General features: G+C 52.6%; 23 protein-coding genes. 7 read left to right on the top strand and 16 right to left on the bottom strand.

The genetic code is table 11. From position 1 onward, the window contains the following. Positions 1–2610 carry a lytic polysaccharide monooxygenase gene (locus tag EB241_RS21675; protein WP_233592656.1) on the bottom strand — a complete coding sequence of 870 codons (2610 nt, stop codon included), beginning with the start codon at positions 2608–2610 and terminating at the stop codon, positions 1–3. Positions 2611–3742: 1132 nt separating this feature from the next. On the opposite strand from EB241_RS21675, the gene EB241_RS19365 reads away from it, so the two are divergent. After that, the gene (locus tag EB241_RS19365) at positions 3743–4639 is read left to right on the top strand and encodes a LysR family transcriptional regulator (RefSeq protein ID WP_124234721.1); all 897 of its coding nucleotides are present in this window, start codon (positions 3743–3745) and stop codon (positions 4637–4639) included. A 674-nt stretch (positions 4640–5313) separates the two neighbouring features. Here the strand turns inward: EB241_RS19365 and flgL are convergent. The 11 genes from flgL to flgB all read right to left on the bottom strand — a co-directional run bounded on the left by flgL (position 5314) and on the right by flgB (position 15340). Then, positions 5314–6279 carry a flagellar hook-associated protein FlgL gene (gene flgL / locus EB241_RS19360; protein ID WP_124234720.1) on the bottom strand — a complete coding sequence of 322 codons (966 nt, stop codon included), beginning with the start codon at positions 6277–6279 and terminating at the stop codon, positions 5314–5316. Between the two features lie 17 nt (positions 6280–6296). Next, positions 6297–7949 carry a flagellar hook-associated protein FlgK gene (gene flgK, locus EB241_RS19355; protein WP_124234719.1) on the bottom strand — a complete coding sequence of 551 codons (1653 nt, stop codon included), beginning with the start codon at positions 7947–7949 and terminating at the stop codon, positions 6297–6299. A gap of 231 nt (positions 7950–8180) precedes the next feature. Further along, positions 8181–9119 carry a flagellar assembly peptidoglycan hydrolase FlgJ gene (gene flgJ / locus EB241_RS19350; protein WP_124234718.1) on the bottom strand — a complete coding sequence of 313 codons (939 nt, stop codon included), beginning with the start codon at positions 9117–9119 and terminating at the stop codon, positions 8181–8183. Beyond that, positions 9119–10216: a flagellar basal body P-ring protein FlgI gene (locus tag EB241_RS19345; RefSeq protein ID WP_199737396.1), complete on the bottom strand. Its 1098-nt coding sequence runs from the start codon at positions 10214–10216 to the stop codon at positions 9119–9121. Before EB241_RS19345 ends, flgJ begins: the two co-directional genes overlap by 1 nt. 9 nt (positions 10217–10225) lie before the next feature. Continuing rightward, complete coding sequence (locus EB241_RS19340; RefSeq protein WP_124234716.1) at positions 10226–10927, bottom strand: flagellar basal body L-ring protein FlgH; 702 nt, start codon at positions 10925–10927, stop codon at positions 10226–10228. Between the two features lie 60 nt (positions 10928–10987). Next, complete coding sequence (gene flgG / locus EB241_RS19335; RefSeq protein ID WP_124234715.1) at positions 10988–11770, bottom strand: flagellar basal-body rod protein FlgG; 783 nt, start codon at positions 11768–11770, stop codon at positions 10988–10990. A 17-nt stretch (positions 11771–11787) separates the two neighbouring features. Then, positions 11788–12543, bottom strand: a complete 756-nt coding sequence (locus EB241_RS19330) for a flagellar basal body rod protein FlgF (protein WP_124234714.1) — start codon at positions 12541–12543, stop codon at positions 11788–11790. 21 nt (positions 12544–12564) lie between these two features. Continuing rightward, the gene (flgE, locus tag EB241_RS19325; protein WP_124234713.1) at positions 12565–13794 is read right to left on the bottom strand and encodes a flagellar hook protein FlgE; all 1230 of its coding nucleotides are present in this window, start codon (positions 13792–13794) and stop codon (positions 12565–12567) included. A 29-nt stretch (positions 13795–13823) separates the two neighbouring features. Continuing rightward, positions 13824–14507: a flagellar hook assembly protein FlgD gene (flgD, locus tag EB241_RS19320; protein ID WP_124234712.1), complete on the bottom strand. Its 684-nt coding sequence runs from the start codon at positions 14505–14507 to the stop codon at positions 13824–13826. An 11-nt stretch (positions 14508–14518) separates the two neighbouring features. Next, complete coding sequence (flgC, locus tag EB241_RS19315) at positions 14519–14923, bottom strand: flagellar basal body rod protein FlgC (RefSeq protein ID WP_124234711.1); 405 nt, start codon at positions 14921–14923, stop codon at positions 14519–14521. A 3-nt stretch (positions 14924–14926) separates the two neighbouring features. Further along, the gene (gene flgB / locus EB241_RS19310) at positions 14927–15340 is read right to left on the bottom strand and encodes a flagellar basal body rod protein FlgB (protein ID WP_124234710.1); all 414 of its coding nucleotides are present in this window, start codon (positions 15338–15340) and stop codon (positions 14927–14929) included. A gap of 158 nt (positions 15341–15498) precedes the next feature. Between flgB and flgA the strand changes: the two genes are divergently transcribed. From flgA to flgN, 3 genes are all read left to right on the top strand, one after another. Beyond that, positions 15499–16167 (top strand): flagellar basal body P-ring formation chaperone FlgA, encoded by a 669-nt coding sequence (flgA, locus tag EB241_RS19305; protein WP_124234709.1) that lies wholly within the window; start codon positions 15499–15501, stop codon positions 16165–16167. A gap of 100 nt (positions 16168–16267) precedes the next feature. After that, entirely contained in the window at positions 16268–16570 is a 303-nt protein-coding gene (flgM, locus tag EB241_RS19300; RefSeq protein ID WP_124234708.1) for a flagellar biosynthesis anti-sigma factor FlgM, read from the top strand. A gap of 4 nt (positions 16571–16574) precedes the next feature. Continuing rightward, positions 16575–17006: a flagellar export chaperone FlgN gene (gene flgN / locus EB241_RS19295; protein WP_124234707.1), complete on the top strand. Its 432-nt coding sequence runs from the start codon at positions 16575–16577 to the stop codon at positions 17004–17006. 514 nt (positions 17007–17520) lie between these two features. Here the strand turns inward: flgN and murJ are convergent. The 4 genes from murJ to rimJ form a co-directional block, all read right to left on the bottom strand. Beyond that, on the bottom strand, positions 17521–19059 hold the full coding sequence (murJ, locus tag EB241_RS19290) for a murein biosynthesis integral membrane protein MurJ (RefSeq protein ID WP_124234706.1): 1539 nt from the start codon (positions 19057–19059) through the stop codon (positions 17521–17523). A gap of 124 nt (positions 19060–19183) precedes the next feature. Beyond that, positions 19184–20107 (bottom strand): Gfo/Idh/MocA family protein, encoded by a 924-nt coding sequence (locus EB241_RS19285; protein ID WP_124234705.1) that lies wholly within the window; start codon positions 20105–20107, stop codon positions 19184–19186. A 45-nt stretch (positions 20108–20152) separates the two neighbouring features. Then, positions 20153–20797 (bottom strand): DUF480 domain-containing protein, encoded by a 645-nt coding sequence (locus EB241_RS19280; protein WP_199737398.1) that lies wholly within the window; start codon positions 20795–20797, stop codon positions 20153–20155. Continuing rightward, the gene (gene rimJ, locus EB241_RS19275) at positions 20797–21393 is read right to left on the bottom strand and encodes a ribosomal protein S5-alanine N-acetyltransferase (RefSeq protein WP_124234703.1); all 597 of its coding nucleotides are present in this window, start codon (positions 21391–21393) and stop codon (positions 20797–20799) included. The genes EB241_RS19280 and rimJ overlap by 1 nt, the downstream gene beginning before the upstream one ends. A gap of 308 nt (positions 21394–21701) precedes the next feature. Between rimJ and EB241_RS19270 the strand changes: the two genes are divergently transcribed. The 3 genes from EB241_RS19270 (at position 21702) to dinI (ending at position 23793) form a co-directional block, all read left to right on the top strand. Next, on the top strand, positions 21702–22265 hold the full coding sequence (locus EB241_RS19270; protein WP_124234738.1) for a lipoprotein: 564 nt from the start codon (positions 21702–21704) through the stop codon (positions 22263–22265). A 165-nt stretch (positions 22266–22430) separates the two neighbouring features. Then, entirely contained in the window at positions 22431–23477 is a 1047-nt protein-coding gene (gene pyrC / locus EB241_RS19265; RefSeq protein ID WP_124234702.1) for a dihydroorotase, read from the top strand. A gap of 70 nt (positions 23478–23547) precedes the next feature. After that, positions 23548–23793 carry a DNA damage-inducible protein I gene (gene dinI, locus EB241_RS19260; RefSeq protein ID WP_124234701.1) on the top strand — a complete coding sequence of 82 codons (246 nt, stop codon included), beginning with the start codon at positions 23548–23550 and terminating at the stop codon, positions 23791–23793. The last annotated feature ends 85 nt before the right edge of the window (positions 23794–23878 follow it).

Raw genomic sequence — 23878 nt, 5'->3', positions numbered from 1 at the left:
TTAGCGAACTTCAGCCCACAGTGCAGGTGCCTCTCCCGGTGCCCAATCCTGAACCAGAGCGGTATGTGCCTGCAGACAGATCCAGTTCCTGCCAACATAGCTCACTGGCGCGCCAGTGGCGTAAAACGTACCCAGCGTCCATTGTGGATAGAGATCGCCGCTGTCATCGCCGCCGCCGCTGTCATCGCTGGCGCTGGTGGTGGTCACAGACAGCACATTACTGGGTACGGAAAGCAGATTGGATGAATCCACTGCCGCGACAAAGTAACGATGGAAACTGTCAGCCTTCAGACCGCTGTCCAGGTAGCTGAGCTGCGAAGCAGGCACACGATCGATTTCATACCCGTCACGATAGACAATATAACTTTGCAGAGGGTTACTGCCGCTGGATGCGCCCCACATCAGATTGACGCTGTTCGCAGTTTCTCCCATTGAATGCAGGTTATACGGTGCTGTAGGTGGCGTAGTACCTGGTTCAGCAGTGGTACTGGTGGTGATGGTCAGCGGTTGACTTTGAGACGATTCCACCCCAGCAGAGTTAACCGCACTGACTGCATAACTATAAAGGGTATTTTCCTGTAGCCCGCTATCAGTGAACGACAGCGCTGAGCCACTGTGGATCAAGTGACCGTCGCGATAGAGGCGGTAAGATGCTCCCGCCGTCGCCGAGGCATTCCAGCTCAGTGTCGCCGAGGTACTGGTTACCTCACCTGCATGCAGACCCGCTGGTGAAACTGGCAGATCAGTATCAGGATTGCCACCGCCGACGAAATCGAGGTCAATAACCTGATAGAACGCATTACCGGTATCTGCAACTTCCCACACCGCCAACAGTACGTGGTAGCCGCTGCGTACCGGCAGTGGCACTTCATGCACCGTTGGGCTGGTAGGCCGCAGGGCCGCCCCATGGCTCCAGAATGGCTGTTCAGTAAACTCCACTTTGAAGAAGGGTTCAGTTTCAAATTGCGCACGGCTGAGCGGCAGCTCTGGATTCCATCCCTCGCGAGTAATGAAATAGTTGTAACGACGCGTCGAATGCGGTGCCGTGTAGGTCCAGATAAATTGCAGTACTGAGGCTGATGAGACCGTGTGTTTTTGCCAGTGTGAACCAGGCTCATCCAGAAACAGGCCATCACCCTGATTGGCACTGGCGATCCTGCCGTCAGGCGGTGGCAGTGCGTTAGCCGAGTCGGTAGGTGCAACGGGATCCTGCAATCCACGGTCGGTTTGTGGGAAGAATTTACCCGCTTCACGCTGGTTAAGCTGACCAGCATTCAGCTGACCATTCTGCCAGGCGAAATAAGCGCGTGATGCCGGCGTGGCAATATGCCCGTGGCGTAACGCTGGTGTCGTGAGTTGTCCGGCAGTATCCGTAGAAAAGAGCGATGTCCGGGAAGCAGCACCAGTCGCCTGCCAGAGGGAGTTAGCTAAGTCTGGCGTCCAGAAGGTATTGGAGTCATGCTCCATCACACAGCGGTAATGCTGTGACTGCAGGCTGACCATGTCATTATCACTGTATCTCACACCACTTCGCCATGATGGCAACTCATCAGGCTGTGGTTGAGGATCGGGCTGTGGCTGGGGATCGGGCTGTGGCTGAGGATCGGGCTGTGGCTGGGGATCGGGCTGTGGTTCCGGTACGGTGCCATCGCCCGCAAGATAGCCGTAACGCTTGATAAATTCCCAGTTGTAAGGCACGCCGTCGGCAGTAGAACCCGCATCCCAGTTAACCGACCAGGTCATCAAGCCCAGAATGGGTAAACCTGCCGCTTCCAGACGGTCCAGCGCATTATAAACATCGTCGGGATTGATGACATAACCAGTTGCCGCCGCGTCATTGTTGGTAGGCAAGCCGATGATAAATTTATCATGAGGTATTTTGATATAATTACGCGTTCCGGTTACCAGACTTTCGGTCAGATAATAAAGAAAGTCTGCTTTTTGCGCATCGTTATTCTGAGCCAGCCAACCCACATTATCAATCCACAGGCCATCACCGCCCTGATTATAAAACTGCGGCATAATATAATCGTAATAGCCTTCAAGGCGGCTAATATATGGGCTGTAACTCCCTCCCTGGGTCAGGTATGGAAATTCAGGAGCCATACTGATGGTGAAATATTTACCTGATGATTTAAAATGATCTTTCACCATTTTAAGTGCCGCAGGAATGACCGTCTGATTATCCGCAGCGGTGATTGCAGCCTGCTCCAGGTCAATATCCAGACCGTCAAAATCGTATTGATTGGTCAGTGCAATAATACGGTTTGCCAGTGCTTCTTCATCTCCGCTTTTCAGTTCAATATGTGCATCTGCTCCTCCAAGAGAAATCAGCACTTTGCGGCCTTGCGCATGTACCCTGTCAATCTGCTGACGAAATTCGGCTTCGGTGCCTTTATAAGGCCTGAAGTCAGGAATACGATCCGCGAGATCCAGCACTTTCATAAAAGACACAGCGATCACATTATATTGCACAGGAATATCAGGCAACTCTACTTCAACAAATTTACCTCTTCTGTAACCCTGCCCCTCAGTGGATGGCCAGTTATGCCAAAATCCCACTACCATTTTATTTTCGCTATTTCTTAACGACATATTTTTCTCGGACATAATCACCCCAGGTTTTATTGGATTAATTCTAAAGCAGACTATCAAATGATCTTTACATCAATCGAACTCGGTATAGTGAAAATTTCTTTCTGCATCACTTTATTACTGCAATAAATGTTAACCACAGCAAAAAAACTTTCAATTTCAATAATTAAAATGATGAGCGGATTTTTTGGCAACTGACTGAATTGATTGACCATTAAATAAAAATAATAAAGGCAATAAGAAACATATAATCAGCGTCGAAGTTTTTTACGATAGCAATGGATGATTTAACAAATTTAACAAACTGAAAGGACTGAATGGTCTGACCGATGATTACTTAAAAAATCAGATACAAAAAAAAAGCCGTTTAGACTTCATTTTTTATGACTATTGAAATTGTGCCATTAAAGATGGGGAAGATTAAAGAGTGGACGTACTGACAAAAATTTACAGTGTCGGCACAAAAAAATTAAGTAAGCATTAACAGAATTGTTACAGCCCGTCTGTCCATAAGATGAAATTACCGATTTTTTGTAGCGGAGAAGGATGAAGGGCCTTATCAGATAAGGTCTTCAATAAAGGTGTAAAACAGCATTACGCTGTATTCTTGAGTGGTTCGTTTTTATGCTTTTTTTTGTTAAAAAATAATCATCATTGCCATCAGACCCCGGCCGTTGTTATCGAACTGGCGTAAAGGCTATTTATTTTGTTTGGGACGAAATTTTATCTGAGGCTGGCTGTATTAAAAAAATGTTAAATCATCAGCCGAATTTTTCCATGAATTCAGTTTATATCACAGTGCAGTAATATAGATTTTTATTAAAGCAGATTGACGTAAAAAAATACAAAAACCATATAAAAGCAGAAGAAAGGTATTTATCCATGACTTTTATTTTTAATTTAAAACTATTTTAATAGTTGGTACTACTTGCTCACACTCATGCCTGTTAACACTCCGCGAAGCATATGCAGATGACCTGAATATCGCAAGTTTAAAAATTAATAATACTATTTAAAAAATAGCATCATAATGAAAACACTGATAAATATCAGAAAATCTTAGGACAAATCCAGTTCAGACGATTCTGGAGTGTGTTATATTTCATCTGATTTAAGTTGACGCTATATACCCCCACCAGGAGGCAGTATGTTTGTTTCATCTAACTTGAAATGCTTTATTGTTCTGGCGAGAGAAAAATCGCTCAAAAAAGCGTCCGAAATTCTTTTTGTTACTTCATCTCCAATATCGAGAAGAATAAAGCTCTTCGAAGATGAACTGGGATATAAGCTTTTTTCGCGCACAGATCATGATTTCACCCTCACCAAAAAGGGGCTCGAACTGTATGAAAAGATAATGCCTTACTACATGAAGATATCAGAAATTGAAGCCAGCTTTTCACAGAAAACGCACAGCCTCAATATCAAAAGGAGTCTGATGATCGGTGTTGAAAACCTCAATCACTTTCTGTTCAACATATTAGTAAAGAAAAGAAAGAAAACAGAGTCGGTTTCATACTGTTCCAGTGATGCCGCAAAGTCTCTGGAATCACTGCTCTCCGGTGAGGTTCAGGCAGTGATTTCCCACCGGGAGATCGCTGAGAACGGGATCAGCACGATGGAATTCTATAGCGAGCCGATCTGTTACTTACTGGCAAAGGGAATTGAGCGTTACCAGGTCAGTGATATGAAAAAAATCCCCATCATTATTCCCAGAAATGGCTTTCACGAGCACTACATCAAAACGGCCCATATGAAGATTCTGAACACCTGCCCCAATGCTCAGGTCATTATCGTGGATGATATAGATAACTATCTTTTTCTGATCAAAAGTGGTGATGCAGTGGGTCTGATGAGCGAATCCATGGTTCTGTTTTATAAAAATAAACACTGCTTTGACACAGACCTCAACTACAGCATAGATCGCTCATTCCCCGAATTGAAAACCTATATTTATTGCCTGAAAGAGTGTGAAAAAAATCTTAAGACCGCAATGGGTAGCATTTTGAGTGAGTATGAGAACAACGACATTGACTGCATAAGGTGAATTCAAAAATCTGAAATTAATACCCGCAAACAAATCCATATAGTTAACAAATTCAATACCAGACTTTAATAAAATAAAAAGCCCCATATAAATAAAGAAATATTATCAACAGGTCCATTTTTCATTCAATAACAAAAATAAAAATATTCTCATTAAAGATTCAGCACCCTTTATATGGCAACTAAAAACTTAACCCCACCAGCAATTTATTAACCTAACCCATAAAATTATATTTTACTCTGGCAGCAAAAAAATCTTTATTCATGCCAGTTGTAATGCTGTCTGATTTTTTCACAAAAAAAGAGTGGTGTTAAATATCAATAAATAATCAGAAAAAAAGACCGTTCGCTCTGTGCATTGTCAGCTCAACCTGCGGCACAGCTGCTGATATTTAATGCGCCCTGAGTTCCGGGCAGCCGCGTTGAATACCGTCTGGATGCTGACAACCTGTTCACATTACCTCCCGATTAAAACAGAGTGCAGTCCGCCGGGCAGAGACTGGCAAGCCCTGCCGCAGACCGAAAATGTCACCCTAAACAAAATGTGATCAGCTCTTCAAAGCGCAGAAACCAATGCCTGCATTGCAAACAAAAAAAACCCGTCAACAGCAGTTAAGCTGAAAACGGGAAAAAATGAACGTGCCCGGTTTAAGCACGCTCTAAAATGTAAACAGATTAGCCATTAAGTTTGAACAGTGACATGGAAGACATGTCAGTGAAAACCTTGTATGACGCCTGTAGTGCAGTTTGCTGCATGGTGTAGGAAGAGATCGCACTGGTGTAATCCACATCCACCAGGTTGCTCATCTGCGTGGTCTGATTAACCGTCGTATCATCCCCTTTCGCATCCAGATTACTCAGCTCGCTCAACTGCGTACCCAGCACGGAACGCACCGCAAGCACGTTATTTAACGAGTTGCTCAGGCCGCGATTGGTCTTGTCCAGTGCATCCTCGGACGCCTGTATGGCAGTATCATCAGCGCTGGCGATAGGCGTGTTCAGAGCATTAATTGCCGTATTGAGCGTAGTAAAGATATTCGCTTCGCTGGTGCTACCGTCCGGCTCTGCTTTGGCATTGCTGGTCAGCGCCATAAATACCTGATCGCCGGTGTGGCTGGTGACCATTGTACGGCTGGAATCAACCTTCTGACTGATAGCCGTCGTGCCACCGCTGTAAGTGACATTACCGCTGGAATCCTGGGTAAAAGGTGCGGAGTCGGTTTTATAGCCGGCAAACAGATAACGTCCATTGCCATCAGTCGCGTTGGCGAGATTAAGCAACTGGTCACGCAACCCGGTAAGCTGCTGAGCATAGGAAGCGCGGTCATCATCGGACAATGTGCCGTTGGCCGCCGCCACCACCACCGTCTGCGCACTTTGAATGACGCTGGTAACCTGCTGAAGGTTGGTCTCTTCTTCCGAAATGGTGGTAGTGGCAAAGCTGCGTGCAGTTTTGTACTGGCTGGTCTGCGCCTGGGCCTGTGACAACACCACCGCCTGCGCGGCAGCAACCGGGTCGTCCGACGGGTTGACCACACGCTTGCCTGATGAAAGTTGCTCACCGACTTTCAGCCAGCTGGCCTGCGAGGTTGAAATACCCCGCATCTGCTGATCGTAAATCATTGCGGTACTGAGACGCATAGTTAACTCCTTATCCTTTAGCTAACCGCACTGATCAACGCATCAAAAATCGCGCTGGCGGTCTGGATCACCTGCGCGTTGGCAGTGTAATACTGCTGATAACGCGTCAGATTGCCATATTCTTCATCAAGGTTGACGCCGGAAACAGACTGCTGCTGATTGGTCAGCTGCGTTACCACGTTAGTCTGCGTGGTACTGGTGGTTTCAAGCGTAGTAGTCTTGTTACCGATATCCGCCACCATACTGGCATAAGCTTGGGTAAGGGTGCTGGCACCGCTGATAACCTTTTTGGTCTGCAAATCCAGCAATGACTGGGCATTGGTGTTATCGCTTACGCCATCATCAGAGCCCGCGGCGGCAATTTTAGCCTCATCGGTTATATTGACGCTCATATTGCCAATCACATCGGCAACCGGCTTAACAAGGAAGCTGTCCTTGGCAGCTGGCGTGCCGCCAAGCGTGACCTGCAATCCATCGAAACTGAGCGTTGAGTTACCGGAACTGTCGGTGCCAGATGTGGCGGTAACCGAGGTGTTATCCGACAGACGGGTCACATTCCAGTTGGTGCCGTCATAACTCACCTTGTAGTTGGAAGCCTGAACGGCACTGGCATCGCTTATCGTGGCGGTCATCGAAGCAGTGCCTTTATTACTGGTGTTGGTCGTCACCGACGGGCTGCCGTAATTAAAGAAGGCTTCACCTGCATCGCCGTTACTGTCGTAGCCCGCTTCGTGCTGGGTATTAAAGCTGCTGGCCAGCCCCAGTGCCAGCTGACCCAGCTGGTTGCGGGTATTGTCCAGATCGGTGCGGAAAGCCAGCAGGCCACCGAGCGATCCGGTGGTGATCAATTTTTCAGGAATTTCCGTTTTAGCACCGGTAGAGGGATCAACCGTGGCAATGGTAGTACGGCTTGAGTCCGCGCTGGAAGCAACCGCCGCCAGCTGGTTATAGCTGTCACCCTGTACCAGGCTGATACCGTTACCAATGCTGATGTTGTAGCTACCGCCGTCTTGTTGGCTGACGGTCACACCCACCAAATCGTTCAGTTTACTGACCAGTTGGTCGCGTTGATCCAGCAGGTCATTTGGCGCAGTACCGCCGCCTGCTCCGGTCAGTTTAGTGATTTGCTGGTTAATGTTGGCGATCTGTTTGGCATAGCCATTAACCTGTTCTACCGTCGAGCTGATTGAGGTATTCAGACTGCTGTCGAGGTTTTTCAGATAGGTATCCGTCACCTGAAACTGGTTGACCAACCCTTCGGCCTTGCCCAGAACCGCCTCACGTGAGGATGAATCATCGGCGTTGCTGACCAGCGTCTGTAGCGAGGAGAAGAAATCCTGCATGTTGGTGGACAGCGTATTGGTGGTGCTGGAGAACATATCGTCAATATTTGATAACTGCGAATATTGCGTGCTCAGTGCGCTGGAGCTGGTACTTGCCGCACGCAGCTGGTTAGTAATGAAGGCGTCATACTCGCGATTAACGCTGGCTACCGATACCCCGTTACCATAGTAATTGGATCCACTCAGCGTGCTGCTGGACTGGGCAAGGACCGTGGTCTGACGTGAATATCCCGCAACGCTGTAATTACTGATGTTGTTACTGGTGGTATTCAACGCTGCGGAAGCGGCGTTTATCCCGCTTAACGCGGTATTGATTAAGTTAGACATGTCGGTTCCTTTTTAACCCTGGCAACACGGGCCGGCATTTACAATCGGTGCCGGTCTGCACTAACACAAATCCGGCCTTTAGCTGTTATCGGTTCATACGGGACAAACTTGAGCGATAAATCCCAAATAAATTAGCGTTTCAGCAAGACAAAGCGGATAGCTCCTCAGGCGCGCTTACTCAGGTAAATGCACTTCGCTAACGGCGCTGTAAACGTCGGGATAAAAGGAAAATCAGAACAAATCACCCATATCCTGGGTGTAGGCTTTCATCACTTTCTCCCCCATGGATTTGAACTGTTGGATCATCCCCACCAGCTTGTGCGCATAGTTGGGATCGGTAGCATAGCCCGCGGCCTGCAACGCTTTCGCCCCCTGCTCCGGCGTCGCTGCCGTAGTGACCGCCGCGTAGCGTGGATTACTACCGATCAGTTTTACGTAGTCATTCAGTGCCTCGAAATAGGAGTCGTAGACGCGAAACTTCGCCTTCACTTTTTTCGCCACGCCGTTGTCATATTCGGTGGTGGTGATCTCGGTGGTTTTACCCTGCCAGTCACCAGATGCCTTAATGCCAAAAATGTTGTAGCTGGGCCTGCCGTCTGCCGTGCGGATCTGACGCTGTCCCCAGCCTGATTCCAGCGCCGCCTGCGCCAGGATCAGATGGTGGGGAATGCCGCTTTCCGCACTGGCCTGCTGAGCGGGTTGCGACAGCTGAGCAATAAAATCGCTGCTGTCACCGCTGAGCGGCATATCGGAAGACGGTAGCCGCGGTACCGCCTTGCGCACCAGCTGCTCCATCGCCAGCGGCGGCAGGGTACTGATAAAGTTTTTATCCAGCAACATCGGCACGGTACCCGCTTTTTCATCGGGCGTGGCGGCCTGCTCCATCTGTTTGACCATCATATCCGCCAGCCCCAGTCCCTTAGCCGCAATCTGCTGCCCAATCTGCTGATCGTACATTGAGGTGTACATCCGTGTTTGCTCCGTACTGAGCAGGCCATCCTGCGGCAGCGCATCACGCATGCTTTTCAACATCATCTGTACAAACATCCCCTCCACCTGCTTTGCCACTTCCCTTGCGTGTGCTTTCGGGTCGCTGCTGGCCATACGTTTGAGGTTGTTCAGTGAACGGCTGTCATAAGCCGCACTCATCAGAGATTGAGAATCACCCATCAGATTATTTCCAGTTTGGCGTGCAGGCAGCCGGCACTCTGCATGGCCTGCAAAATGGACATCAGATCGATAGGGGAAGCCCCCAGCGCGTTAAGCGCGCGCACCACGCTGTTCAGATTGGCACTGGCGTTGACGCTTTTCAGCGAACCACCGCTCTGACGCATATCGATCTGCGTTTGTGGCGTTACCACCGTCTGACCACCGGCAAATGGCGTGTCAGGCTGACTGACGTTCTGCGACTGATTGACGGTGACAGAGAGATTGCCCTGGGCGATGGCACAGCTACTGAGCATCACCTCGCGGTTCATCACCACCGATCCGGTGCGCGAATTGATGATCACTTTGGCATCCTGAAGCGGAACTGAAACGTCGATGTTCTGGATATCTGCCAGCAGGCGAACCTGCGACGTGCCGCTGGCCGAAACACGTACCTGCACCGTCCGGCCATCCAGCGCCTGAGCGGAGCCATAGCGGGCATTAACCGCATCAGCAATGCGTTGCGCCATGCTGAAATCTTCTTCATTCAGCAACAGGTTGATGACATTGGTCGTACCAAAATTATTCGGCAGTTCACGTTCAATGGTTGCCCCACCGGTGATCCGTCCGCCGTTCACCTGGTTAACGGTCACGCTGCTTCCCCCGGAGGACGCTCCCGCACCGCCCACCAGAATATTGCCCTGGGCCAGCGCATAGACCTGGTTATCCACCCCTTTTAGCGGGGTCATCAACAGCGTGCCGCCGCGCAGGCTCTTGGCATTACCCATTGAAGACACCACCACGTCAATCACCTGTCCCTGGCGTCCAAAGGCCGGCAGTTTGGCCGTGACCATAACTGCCGCGACGTTTTTCAGCTGCATGTTGGTGCCGCTGGGCACGGTGATGCCCAACTGTGACAGCATGTTGTTTAAACTTTGGGTGGTAAACGGCGTCTGGGTGGTCTGGTCTCCCGAACCATCCAGCCCCACCACCAGACCGTAGCCAATCAGGGAGTTATCCCGTACGCCGCCCACCGTGGTCAGATCGCGGATACGGTCGGCAAAGGAGCAGGTGCTGACCATCGCCAGTAACAGCAGGGTGAGTCGAAGAATTCTGTGCATGATAACCTCTCAGAATGGTGACAGGTTCAGGAAGAACCGTTGCAGCCAGCCCATCGTCTGTGCCTCATTGATATAACCGTTGCCGATATATTCAATGCGCGCGTCTGCCACCTGGGTCGAAACCACGGTGTTGCTGCCGCTGATGGTGCGTGGGTTAACCACGCCCGAGAAGCGGATAAATTCTGTCCCCTGGTTAATCTCAATCTGTTTTTCACCCACGACCTTCAGGTTACCGTTAGGCAGCACCTGATTGACGGTGACGGTAATGGTGCCAGTAAAGGTATTATTGGCCGTCGCACCACCTTTACCTGCAAAGGTATTCTTACCACTGCCATCCACGGCAGCCTTGTCACCACCCAAAAGTCCCGCCATCGCGCTGGGAACCGCCGCCAGAGCAGCCGTCGCGCTGGCATCACGTCCGGCAGAGGCGGTGGAGCTTTTACTGGCGCTGACGTTTTCCTGCAAGGTGATCGTTAGCGTATCGCCAATATTGCGTGGGCGACGATCCTCAAACAACGGTTGATAGCCGTAGTTCATTGGCATAATGCCCTGAAAAATAGAGCCGTTTACCACCTGGGGCGAAGCGGGCAACGGCTCGGCCGTTGTCGAACCTTCGACCAGTGGCTTACGGGGAACCAAAGCACAACCGTTAAGCGTCAGGAGCAATGTAGCTACCAACAAACGTCCAGGCATGGAGATTTGCTTCGCCATGGAATCACGACCTTAATTAAAGTTCTTGTAATTAGCGCCGGGTAAACCCGGCTTTTACTGTTACAGCTGGGTCAGTTTGGCCAACATCTGATCGGAAGTGCTGATCGCTTTACTGTTGATCTCGTAAGCACGCTGGGTCTGGATCATGCTGACCAGTTCCTCAGCCACGTTCACGTTGGAGGTTTCCACATAGCCCTGGTACAACAGGCCCGCGCCGTTGTTGCCCGGCGTGCTGTCGGTGGGTGCACCGGAAGCCTGGGTTTCCTGGTAGAGGTTTTCACCCATACTTTCAAGGCCGGCGTCGTTAATAAAGGTGCTCAGCGTCAGCTGACCAACCTGAACCGCCGCCGTCTGGCCCTGCTGTGTCACGCTGACCACACCGTCACGACCAATGGTCATGCTCAGGGCGTTAGCCGGAACGGTGATAGCTGGCTGTACCGGGAAACCGGCGTTGGTTACCAGCTGGCCGTTCTGGTCAGTCTGAAACGAACCGTCACGGGTATAGGCGGTGGTGCCGTCAGGCAGCTGCACCTGAAAGTAACCCTGTCCGCTGATCGCCACGTCTTTCGACGAATCCGTTTTGTTAAGATTACCCTGAGTGTGCAGGCGTTCGGTGGCGACCGGACGTGTACCGGTACCCAGCTGCATCCCGGAAGGTAGCGTGGTTTGCTCAGACGACTGCGCACCAGGCTGGCGGATAGTCTGGTACATCAGATCCTCAAACACCGCACGCTGGCGTTTAAAGCCGTTGGTGCTGACGTTTGCCAGGTTGTTGGAAATGACATCCATGTTGGTCTGCTGGGCGTCAAGACCGGTTTTGGCAATCCATAGAGAGCGGATCATAAGGTTTTCCTCTGCACTCAGCTCATCGACAGCAGCTGGTTAGCGCGTTGTTCATTGTCATCTACGCTGGAGATCACTTTCATCTGCATCTCAAAGCGGCGTGCGTTCGCGATCATGTCAACCATGGTTTGTGTGGAATTGACGTTGCTGCCTTCCAGCACGCCAGGCATGACCTGAATGGTTGGATCGCTTTGCAGAACAGCTCCGCGCTGTGCCTGTGCGCTGGCGGTGAGACGGAACAGACCGTCATCACCGCGCGTTACTTCTGTACTGGTGGCTTTGACCAGTTTCAGACGGCCCAGCTGAACTGTGGCATTGGGAGCATCACCCGGATTCAACGCGGTAATAGAACCGTCAGCCGCGATGGTCACTTCCGCCCCTTGCGGCACCGCGATTGGCCCGCCGTCACCTACCACCAGGTTGCCCTGAATGGTGAGCTGTCCGGCCGGGTTGATCTCCATGTTACCGTTGCGGGTATAGGCTTCAGTACCATCGGCTGCCTGCACCGCCAGCCAGCCGTCCTGACGAACGGCGACATCCAGCGGGCGCTCGGTGTAGTCCATTGCTCCGGGCGTCATATCTGCCCCAGGCGTGGACGCCGTCACCAGCGTGCGGGTTGGCATGGACTGCCCTTCCACTGGCACCGCACGCAGCGCGTTAAGCTGCGCACGGAAGCCGGGCGTTGAGGCATTGGCAAGGTTGCTTGCCGTCACTGCCTGCTGATCGAGGGTCTGACTGGCAGCCCCCATTGCGGTATATATCGCGTGATCCATTGGACTCCCCTGTTAGCCAGGTTAACGCAGGTTGACCAGCGTATTGAGGATCTGGTCCTGTGTTTTAATGGTCTGGGCGTTGGACTGATAGTTGCGCTGTGCCACGATCATATTCACCAGCTCTTTACTCAGATCGACGTTGGAAGATTCCACCGCGCCTGCGGTCAGCGTACCGAGGTTACCGGTTCCCGCCAGACCAACCAGCGCCTGACCTGAAGAGGCCGTCGCGGACCAGACGTTGTTACCTTCAGACTTCAGCCCTTCCGGGTTAGCGAAGTTAGCCAGCGCAATCTGTCCCAGCGTCTGGGTCTGCTCGTTGGAGTAGTTCCCCACCACGGTGCCATCGTCATTGATCTGATAGCTGGTCAGGTCGCCAGGCTTATAACCGTTCTGCGTTGGGTTACCGAAGGTGTCAGTACCGGTGTTCTGCTGCTGGCTGCCGGTGAGATCCAGCGAGAAGGTGCTCGGTGCCGAACCGTTCAACGACGCCATGCTGACGGTCTGCGTCGCGGTAGAGGTCAGCTCACCGCTGCTGTTAAAGGTCATATCCCAGCTTCCGGCACTGGCACCGGTACTCGAATCCACTGCCTGTACGTTCCAGGTGGTGGTCGGGTTAGTCGCGTCGGTGGTGCTGTCGGTGGCACCTTTAATGAAATACAGGTTAATGGTGTGCGCGTTACCCAGCGAGTCATAGGTGGTCATTGACGCTTTGCTGTTGTAGGTATCGGTATTGGTTGAATCGAATGTCGTGGTGGTTGGCACGGTGTCAGTCGAGTTCAGGTTGGCGGTAATCGCCGCCGTGGTGGTGGCTTTCGCCGGCATTGCCGTGGTTGGAATGCTCAACGCAACCGGGCTGGCACCGGTCTGCACTGTCGGCGGTGTACCCGTTGCCGGATAACCGGTCAGTTTCAGGCCATCGGAGTTAACGATATTGCGGTCTGAATCCAGCGTGAACTGGCCGTTACGGCTGTAGTACACCGCACCGCTGGTATCCGTCAGACGGAAGAAACCGGACTGGCTGATAGCCACGTCGAGACCACGGCTGGTTGAGGTGGTGGTACCGTCAGTGAAATCCTGCGTGACCGCGGCAACCTTGGTACCCAGACCGACTTTAGAGTCTGCGAACATGTCCGCGAAAGAAACGGTGGCCGATTTAAAGCCTACGGTTGCGGAGTTAGCGATGTTGTTGCCGATAACGTCAAGGTTGCTGGCGGCGGCGTTTAAGCCACTGACTGCCTGAGAGAATGCCATGTGTAGTCTCCTGAAAAAGTTTTTGTTATTTAAAGAATCTGACGAACGTTAGCGACAGTGGATGTACCCATAGTGCCCAGATCCAGGATGGCACCGTCGGTATCGGTGGTGACGCCGTTGACCAGCGCATAATTCAGAGGTTGTGCCGTCAGCTGGCCACTGGCATTGCTGGCACTGAGCGACAGGGTGTATTTTCCGTCCGGGGCGGTGGTGCCATCCGATTCAGAACCATCCCATGAAAAGGTATGAACACCGGCGCTGAGGGCACCAAGATTGATAGTCTGTACCACCTTGCCAGAAGAGTCGCTGATGGTGGCGGTAGTGGCGGTGGATGCCTGTTCCAGACTCACGCCAAATGGAGTTGTTGAGGTGGTGTCACCGCTGGTACCCACCAGAATCTGTGAGCCATCAACCATCACGCCTTTGCCGACCAGTGCCGACGCCTGCAACGACTGGCTACTGTTGATCTGACCGGAGATCGAGCCCAGCGTGGTGTTCAGCTTTTCAATACCGCTAAGGGTGTTGATCTGTGCCAACTGGGTAGTTAACTGGCTGTTATCCATTGGGTTGGTCGGATCCTGGTTTTGTAACTGCGTGACCAACAGCGTCAGGAAGTTACTTTGCAGGTCGGCCGCCGTGGTATCGCTGGTCGACGACGTGGTGGTAATGGCCGTGTTGTCTGTGGATTCGTTGACGCCTACTGCAATGCTCATGTGGCTGCTCCTTATTGACCCATCGTCAGGGTTTTCATCATCATTTGTTTAACGGTGTTCAACACCTCGACGTTGGCCTGGTAGCTGCGCGAGGCGGACATGGTGTTCACCGTTTCGCTTACCACATCGACGTTGGGCATTTTTACGTAGCCTTTTGCATCTGCCATCGGATTGCCCGGCTCATAAACCAGTTTTGCCGGTGTTGGATCGTCCACCACCTGCGATACCCTTACACCACCGGTGGCCGATCCAGACTCCGCTGCCGTCTGGAAAACCACCTGCTTCGCCACGTAAGGCTGACCATCCGGTCCGGTCACGCTGTCGGCGTTGGCCAGGTTACTGGCCGCAACGTTCAGTCGCTGTGACTGGGCAGTCATCGCTGAACCGGCAATATCAAAAATACTCATAAGTGCCATAACTTATTGCCCCTGTAGCACGGACATCATGCTTTTGATCTGTCCGGTGATAACGGTCAGATCGGTCTGGTATTTCAAACTGTTATCCGCAAACTGAGTACGTTCGCGATCCATATCGACGGTATTACCGTCGGCAGAAGGCTGGTCTGGCACCCGGTACATCAGGTCCATGGAAGCCGCCTGTGTAGATTCCGCAGGAATATGGCGATCGGAGGTGACCGCCAGTTGCAGGCCCGAACCCTGCGCCCGACCCTGCTCCATTACCTTGTTTAACTGGCTGGCGAAATCGATATCGCGTGCCTGGTAGCCGGGGGTATCCGCGTTGGCAATATTGGACGCAAGGATCTCCTGGCGCTGGGCCCGCAGGTTCAACGCTTCGGTGTTGAACCGCAGTGCGGCGTCGAGTTTGTCGAGCATGCTTCCTCCGCATGGTGAGTATTCAGAGCTGACAGCATAATCGCGTAAGGCAAATTGCTATCGGAGGAATAACGCTCAAAAGCGTCGCTAATTTGCGCCTTGACCGTGCGCGCCCGCGAGTAGAATTGCTGCCATGTGAAAAACAGGGTAACGAGAAGATGCGTGGGTTTACTTTGCTGATTGCCGGGTTGCTGGGCCTGGCCACTCTGCCAGCCGGTGCCGCCTCACTGACGGTTCAACTCAATCAATTTTTTAAAGCGCGCTATGGGGAATCCGGCCAGAATGCCGATACCCTGGTTGTGGTGGTAAAAACGCCTCAGTCACAGTGGCCTGCCTGTGACACACCGCGCTTCTCCCTGCCTGGCAACAGTCGCATCTGGGGTAACATGAGTGTCGCGGCAAACTGTGACCAGAACCGCCGTTATCTCCAGGTGGAAGTTCAGGTAACCGGCAGCTATATCGTGGCAACGCGCGTGGTACCACGGGGCACGGCTATCACCGCAGCCGATATCAAAACGGTACGCGGCCGTCTGGATACCCTGCCTGCACGCACGGTAATGAGCGCACCAGAGATAACCGATGCGGTGGCACTGCGAGATATTATTCCCGGCCAGCCTCTGACCATGATGATGGTTCGCCAGCCGTGGCGGGTGAAGGCGGGACAGAATGTGACGGTGGTCGCCAGCGGTGATGGCTTCAACGTCTCAAGCGAAGGACGGGCGATGAACAATGCCACAGCGACACAACCGGTGCGTGTGCGCATGAGTTCAGGTCAGATTGTCAGCGGGAAAGTGGCTGCGGATGGGAATATTCTTATAACGCTATAAAGGACTAAAGATGGGCTCAGTTCTGCCGATAGAATAAATAACAGACGCAATATACTTATTTTACAGGCTGACAGTTTGCCTGAGCTTACAGGAGTCAGATATGAGCATTGACAGAACTCAACCGTTGAATTCAGCCAGCACCGTCCAGACACGCGATACATCCGATACGGCTGCACCAAAGGCTCGTCAGGCTGAGGCAAAAACAACCGGCACCACCACCGCTTCGCAGGTTGTCCTGAGCGGCGCACAGTCACAACTGACTAAATCCAGCTCGCAGGATATTAACACCGCCCGCGTGGAGCAGTTAAAAACCGCCATTCGTAATGGCGAACTGAAAATGGACACCGGCAAAATCGCTGATGCCCTGATTCAGCAGGCAAAAGACGCTTTAGAAGGTAATTGAGTAAATGAATAAGCTGCTGACGACGCTTGATAAGATGCTGGAAGTGCTGGCAAGTCTGGCCGATGTGATGACATCAGAGCAACAACAGCTGTCAGGCGGGCAGATCAACAGCAGCTTACTGCAGCGTATTACTGAAGATAAAAGCTCCCTGCTGGCGACGCTCAACTTTCTTGAGCAAATGCGCCGTGATGCCGAGCAGGACAGCGGCATTCATGCCCCCTACAGCCGCCACTCTGAACTGTCGCGTCGCTGGTCAGACATTCAGGAAAAGACCATGAAGCTGCGTGATACTAATCTGCATAATGGTTTGCTGCTGAATCACCAGATTGGTTTTACCGAAAAGGCGCTGGACGTGCTTCGTCCGCATCACTCGCAGAAATTTTATGGCCCGGATGGCCAGGCGACGTCAAACGTGTTTATCAACCGCAAAGTCTGAACCGCCTTTTCGCCTTCCGGCATATGAAAGCGAGTCTTTGCGGTTCAGCTTCTCCCACTGCCCGCAACACTGAGCGTGCCAGTGAACCTTCTGTTCGGTCCTGCCGCACGCCGGGCAGTTAACCGGTACATATCGGTTGCGGTTTTAACCCCGGATATGATCAGACAGATCGCAGCCGAAAAACCACACTATCCGGTAGGTGGCATTCTCTGTGCAGGTCCGCTTTTCGGCGTCTGGCTGCTATTTTCTGCCGCCGGAAAAACACGCCAGCGCCTGATGTTAACAGGGGCCTTTCGCTCAGCGCGGGTCAGGATTCGACCGTCATACTTTCGTTATGAGCTACGCCTCGCTACCCGGAATGTTCAGCCCTGAAATTGTTTGCGGGAACGAAAGCCGACACGCGCACTACGATGGCCGATCGCAATGCATTGTCTGTAAGCCGCCGGGCGCCGTTTTTCCCGCTACGCTCGGCAAAGGGACATGGCCCCTCTGCCAGCCTGCCCCGGCAAAGGCACTACGCCGTGGTGCTTCGGGCGAAGTCACGCAGGCGAAAACCCAGCAAGGCCAGCACGCCAAAATAAGTAGCCGCACCGACGGCACACACCCCCACCAGACGCATCAATCGCCATACCATATTGCCCTGTGACCAGTCCGGCATTATCCATAACAGTCCCAGCAACACCGCCGCCATCACCACCACCGCGATGGTCAGACGCAGAAGAAAACTGAACCAGCCGGGCTGAGGCTGGAAAATAGCCTGTTTCCGCAGCTGCCAGTACAGCATCAGGGCATTGATACAGGCTGCCAGCCCGATGGATAACGACAGACCGGCGTGTTTCAGCGGGCCAATAAACGCCAGGTTCATCAGCTGTGTCATCAGTAGTGTAAAGAGGGCGATCTTCACCGGCGTTTTAATGTTCTGGCGGGAATAGAATCCCGGCGCGAGGATTTTCACCACAATCAGCCCCACCAGCCCGACCGAATAGGCCACCAGAGCCTGCTGCGTCATGGCAGCGTGAAAAGCGGTAAATTTGCCGTACTGAAACAGTGACACCACCAGCGGTCCTGACAGGATCCCCAGCGCCACCGCACAGGGTAACGCCAACAGAAAACTGAGACGCAGACCCCAGTCCATCAGGCGGTTATACTCCGCGTGATTTCCGGTGGCAAAGCTTCTGGCCAGCGCGGGAAGCAGTATGGTTCCCAGCGCCACGCCCAGCACGCCGGAAGGGAACTCCATCAGGCGGTCGGCATAGTACATCCACGACACCGAGCCTGAAACCAGAAACGACGCGAAAATGGTGTTGATGATCAGTGAAATCTGGCTGACCGATACGCCAAGGATCGCCGGTCCCATCTGCCGCATCACCCGCCACACCCCGGCATCCTTCAGGTTGATGCGCGGCAGCACCAGCATGCCAATCTTCTTAAGATGCGGTAACTGATAAAGCAGTTGCAGCACGCCGCCAACCACCACGGCCCATGCCAGCGCCATCACCGGAGGATGAAAGTACGGCGCGGCAAAAAGCGCAAAACCGATCATGCTGATATTCAGTAACGTAGGGGCAAAGGCCGGGACCGAGAAACGGTTCCAGGTGTTGAGGATAGCCCCGGCCAGCGAAGCCAACGAGATCAGCAAAATATAGGGAAAAGTCACGCGCAACAGCGATGAGGTAAGCGCAAATTTGTCTGCCGTATCGGCAAAACCCGGGGCGGTTGCCAGGATAACCCAGGGCGCGGTGACAATACCTGCAAGGGTCACCACCGCCAGTACCAGCGTCAGTAAACCAGAAACACAGGAAACGAAGACTCTGGTGGCTTCTTCTCCCTGTTTGCTTTTGTATTCGGCCAGGATGGGGACAAACGCCTGAGAAAACGCCCCTTCAGCGAAGATCCGACGCAGTAAGTTGGGTAATTTGAACGCCACAAAAAAGGCATCCGTCGCCATCCCGGCACCAAAAACTCTTGCCACAATGGCATCGCGCGCAAATCCCAGCACGCGAGAAAACAGGGTCATTGAGCTGACCGCTGCCAGTGATTTCAACAGGTTCATGCGTTTCCTGATTATTACGGGAACGGGATTGCAGGTCAGGTTTTCGCCCGACGCAGGGTTCCGATCGGCAAGCGCTATAGTCTACTGATAATGAATCAAATAACCATAGCGGATTGTTACAGCGTTATTCCTGGTCGGTGTCGCGCCACAGTTTTTCCACCACCCGTTGCGCCATCAGCGCCTGTTCGCCAGAGGTTTGCGGCAGAGTCTGATTTTGCACACAGTCGATAAAATGCCTGACGGCACCCACAAACCCTCGCTGTTCCAGGGTACTCTGCCACGCGGGAGTTGGGTCGATAATCAGCTGCCCCGCCATTTCCCGCTGTAAATGACACATGTCGTCAATCTGCCAGACGCTGCCGTCAGTCAGCGCCCTGACCGTTTCACGCTGCGTGCCTGCCCGACGATGCATACTGGTGGTGATCAGACGGTTGCCCTGACGAAAATGGTGTTCGGCATACATCATCTCCCCCACACCGTTGGTTTGCAGAGTCCCGTTTTGCAGCACTGCCTGACCGCCGCCCAGCCAAAGCGCCGTATCCACCACATGCAGATAATCATCCAGCAGGGTATGGAACAGATCGTGCGGGCCAACGCTGTCGCAACGGTGTTTATCCATCCGTAACGAGGCCAGCGACGATAATTCGGCTTTCAGTTGCAGGTAACGTGGCGCGAAGCGGCGGTTGAAAGCCACCATCAGCTTGCGCCCTTTACGATGGGCTAAATCCACCAGCTGTTCCGCTTCATCGAGGCTGCCCGCCAGGGGTTTATCGACGCAGACATCGACACCCGCCATCAACAACGCTTTGACGATGCTGAAATGACTGGCGGTGGTGGTATGAACAAATACTGCATCACTGGCAGCGGCCAGCTCTGCGGCAGAAGAAAAAAGAGGGATACGATAACTTTCACAGATTTTGCCAGCGCGATGCTGGTTTGGCGAGAATGCACCGACAATCTGCCAGCCTTCAGTTCTTGTCACTACGGGCAACCACGCTTTCTGCGCAATACTTCCCAGACCAATAATGCCCACTTTAAGTCTGATCATGTTGTTCTCTTTTTTTCAACAGCCTGCTGAACCAGGGCGACAACCTCAGTCCGTCCGGTCTAACAACCCGGCGAACTGCTGTTTCAGTTCGGCCATCTCACGTTCCAGCTCGGTTACTCTGGCCACAAGATCGTTTTCTGTCGTCGCCTGTGCGTTTTCGGCCGGGCCAGCATCTTCCACGTTGCCACTGAACAGATGCATATAGCGGCTTTCACGTTTTCCCGGCTCGCGTGAAAGTCGCATCACCAAAGGACCATCTTCGCGCGAGGTCAGGCTTTCCAGCGTCTGCTCCACTTCCGTCGTGTCAGCAAACTCATGCAGCCGCATACTGCGGGTCCTCAGCTCGCCGGGGGTCTGCGCCCCCCGTAACAGCAAGGTGCTCACCAACGCCAGCTCGCCCTGCGTCAACCTCAACGGACCAAACTCAGTATTGCAGAACCGGTGTTTATATTTCACCACCCGATCCCCTGCACGACTCAGGACGGTAGCCAGATGTTTTTTTACCAACATGTCCAGTGTGTCCTGCACGTCAGATTCGCTCAGCGTCATCACCGGTTCACGGTTTGACTTCTGATTGCAGGCGATAAGCACTCCGTTGAGCGACATGGGATATTGTTCAGGGGTGGTTACCTGCTTTTCCAGCAGGCACCCCACCACCCGCGCCTCAAGGGCAGAAAGCACTGTTTTCATCATAATGGTCCACGTCGTTCGGGTTGCCACGCGTTGGTGGTGAGGGCGGTCAGCACATGATCCTGCCAGAGTCCGTCAATCATCAGGTAATTTTTGGCATAGCCCTCCTTCTCAAAACCAAGCCGTGCCAGCAAATTGCCACTGCGATGATTGTGTGGCATGTAATTCGCCATAATTCTGTGCATACGTTGCTGGCGCTGCATATAACGTATCGCTGACTGCAATGCTTCATACATAATCCCCTGCCCCTGCCATTTTTCAGCCAGCGAATAGCCCAGGTAGCAGGCATGGAACGATCCCCGCACCACATTGCTGAAATTCGCCACGCCGCGTATCTCCGTTTCATTCGGGTCCAGCACCGCGAAATAGTAGGCATTGCCTTGCTTGTGCATTTCACCAATCAGCCCAAGACGGGCCTGCCAGCCAGAGGGATAACCATGACTGTCGTCGCGAACTGGCTCCCAGGGTTTCAGAAATGCACGATTTTCAGCGTAGTAATCGGCTAAACGCCAGGCGTCGCGTTCACAGACCAGACGAACCACCAGTCGGTCAGTGGTCAGGCGGGCTTTCGGCACAGCGGAACGATAGCCAAACATTCTCTCTCCTGCATCCTCGGAAAAAAACCGGCGCAACGTGCGCCGTACTCTGTGATTTCATCAGAAAATTATAATCACCCCCACTCTCGGGCGTAAAATAATCCGCCCGCTCAACGCAAAGCGGCGTCAACAGCATAGCAATGCGGTCGTCATTTATCGCTGAATGATCCACAGGGCCACAAAATGTCTCCGACATTAAGCGCACCCCCACTCTGCGTGTTAATCCTGGTGACTCTGAGCACAATGTCGTGCAAGCTATTCTCTTCGGTCTGGAGGGTAACAGACGGCATAATATGACGAGGATCATGATGAAAACGTTTTTCGCCGGGCTAAGCGCCCTGCTGTTGGCAGTATTACTCAGCGGCTGTAACCAGCTGACGCAATACACCATCAGCGAACAGGAAATAAACCAGGCGCTGGAAAAGCACAATAATTATGAGAAACAAATTGGCGTGGCCGGACTGGTTGATGCGCATATTGTTCTGAGTAACCTTAACAGCCAGATAGGACGCGAAGAACCCAACAAAGTCACGTTGACGGGTAACGCTAAAGTCAATATCAGTTCCCTGTTTGGCCCGCAAAACGCCGATATGAAGCTGACCATGAAGGCACAGCCGGTGTTTAATAAAGAACAGGGGGCTATTTATTTGCATGATCTGGAGCTGGTGGATGTGCAGGTGCAGCCTGAGAAGATGCAGGGTGTGCTGAAAACCCTGACGCCATACCTTAACCAGTCACTGAAAGACTATTTCAACCAGAAGCCCGCCTACCTGTTGAGCGCCGACCGTAGCAAAGCAGAGTCGCTGGCAAAACGATTCGCCAAGGGCCTTGAAGTACAACCTGGTAAGCTGGTTATCCCGTTCACTGACTAATCCCTTCCCCGTTCTCTGTTCGTCCCGGACAGAGAACGCCTCCCGGCATTTTCATTTTTACTCCGTGACTGAATCACAAACCAGGTGCAAAGCCGCCGCTTTGTGCTTATGCTTGGAACCCGGCCAAATCAGCCACAACGCCTTCACTTCTGCCGGAGCCTGTTTATGACTGCAAAACCCCAGGAACTTATGATCCGCCGCCCTGACGACTGGCATATTCATCTGCGTGACGATGAAATGTTACAGACCGTGCTGCCTTTTACCAGCGAGGTTTCCGGGCGGGCAATCGTGATGCCAAACCTGGTTCCGCCCGTCACCAGCGTGGCTGCGGCCATTGCCTACCGTGAACGTATTATGGCAGCACTGCCTGCCGGGCACAGCTTCACGCCGCTAATGACCTGTTATCTGACAGATTCACTGGATGCAGATGAAGTGGAAAAAGGCTTCAGTGCCGGCGTATTTACCGCTGCCAAGCTCTATCCGGCACACGCCACCACCAATTCCAGCCATGGCGTAACTAATATCGCCGCCATTGCCCCGGTGCTGGAACGGATGCAAAAAATCGGCATGCCGTTGTTGGTCCACGGTGAAGTCACCGATGCGCATATTGATATATTTGATCGTGAAGCGCGCTTTATCGACACCGTGATGGAACCACTGCGCATACAGTACCCGGAGCTGAAAGTGGTATTCGAGCACATCACAACACAGGACGCTGCCGCATACGTGCAGGAGGGCAACCGTTTCCTCGCCGCCACCATCACGCCACAACATTTAATGTTTAACCGCAATCACATGCTGGTGGGAGGGATACGTCCGCATTTGTATTGCCTGCCTGTTCTCAAGCGGAATGTTCACCAGCAAGCGCTGCGCAAGGTCGTGGCCAGCGGTAATACGCGTTTCTTCCTTGGCACCGATACTGCGCCGCATCTGCGTCAGCGGAAAGAGGCCAGCTGTGGGTGTGCGGGGGTCTTCAATGCGCCCACGTCACTGCCAGCCTACGCCACGGTGTTTGAGGAAATGGATGCGCTGCAACATTTTGAGGCGTTCTGCTCAGAAAACGGTCCTCGCTTTTACGATCTGCCACTGAATGAGGGCAGCATCAGGCTGGTGCGACAGCCGTGGACCGTGCCGGAGAGCGTCAAACTCGGTGATGATACGCTGGTCCCTTTCCTTGCCGGTGAAACGCTTAACTGGCAAGTGGCACCATAACCTGTAACAAAAAGATTGCCTTCGGACATTTAACTGTATATATTTACAGTATCTTATTCGGAGGCTTTCCATGCGTATCGAAGTCACTGTAGCAAAAACCACATCCCTACCGGCTGGTGCCATCGATGCACTGACCGCAGAACTGGACAAGCGAATTAATCAGCAGTTTCCTGAAACGGCTCACAGCGTTTCCGTTCGCTATGCGGCTGCCAACAACCTGACGGTGATGGGTGGTAATCATGCAGCGAAAGATCGCGTGACTGAAATTTTACAGGAAACCTGGGAAAGTGCCGACGACTGGTTTATCACCGACTGACTCCGCATCCCTTTTCTTTTCCGTTGTTTGCCGGATTTCGCCATCCGGCTTTTTTATTTTTTGCCAGGCCCGGTCCGCTGCCGGA

Source organism: Erwinia psidii (assembly GCF_003846135.1).
GTDB classification, from domain to species: Bacteria; Pseudomonadota; Gammaproteobacteria; order Enterobacterales; family Enterobacteriaceae; genus Erwinia; species Erwinia psidii.
The sequence above is the reverse complement of the archived record's forward strand: the minus strand, read 5'-3'. Positions and strand labels throughout refer to the sequence as shown.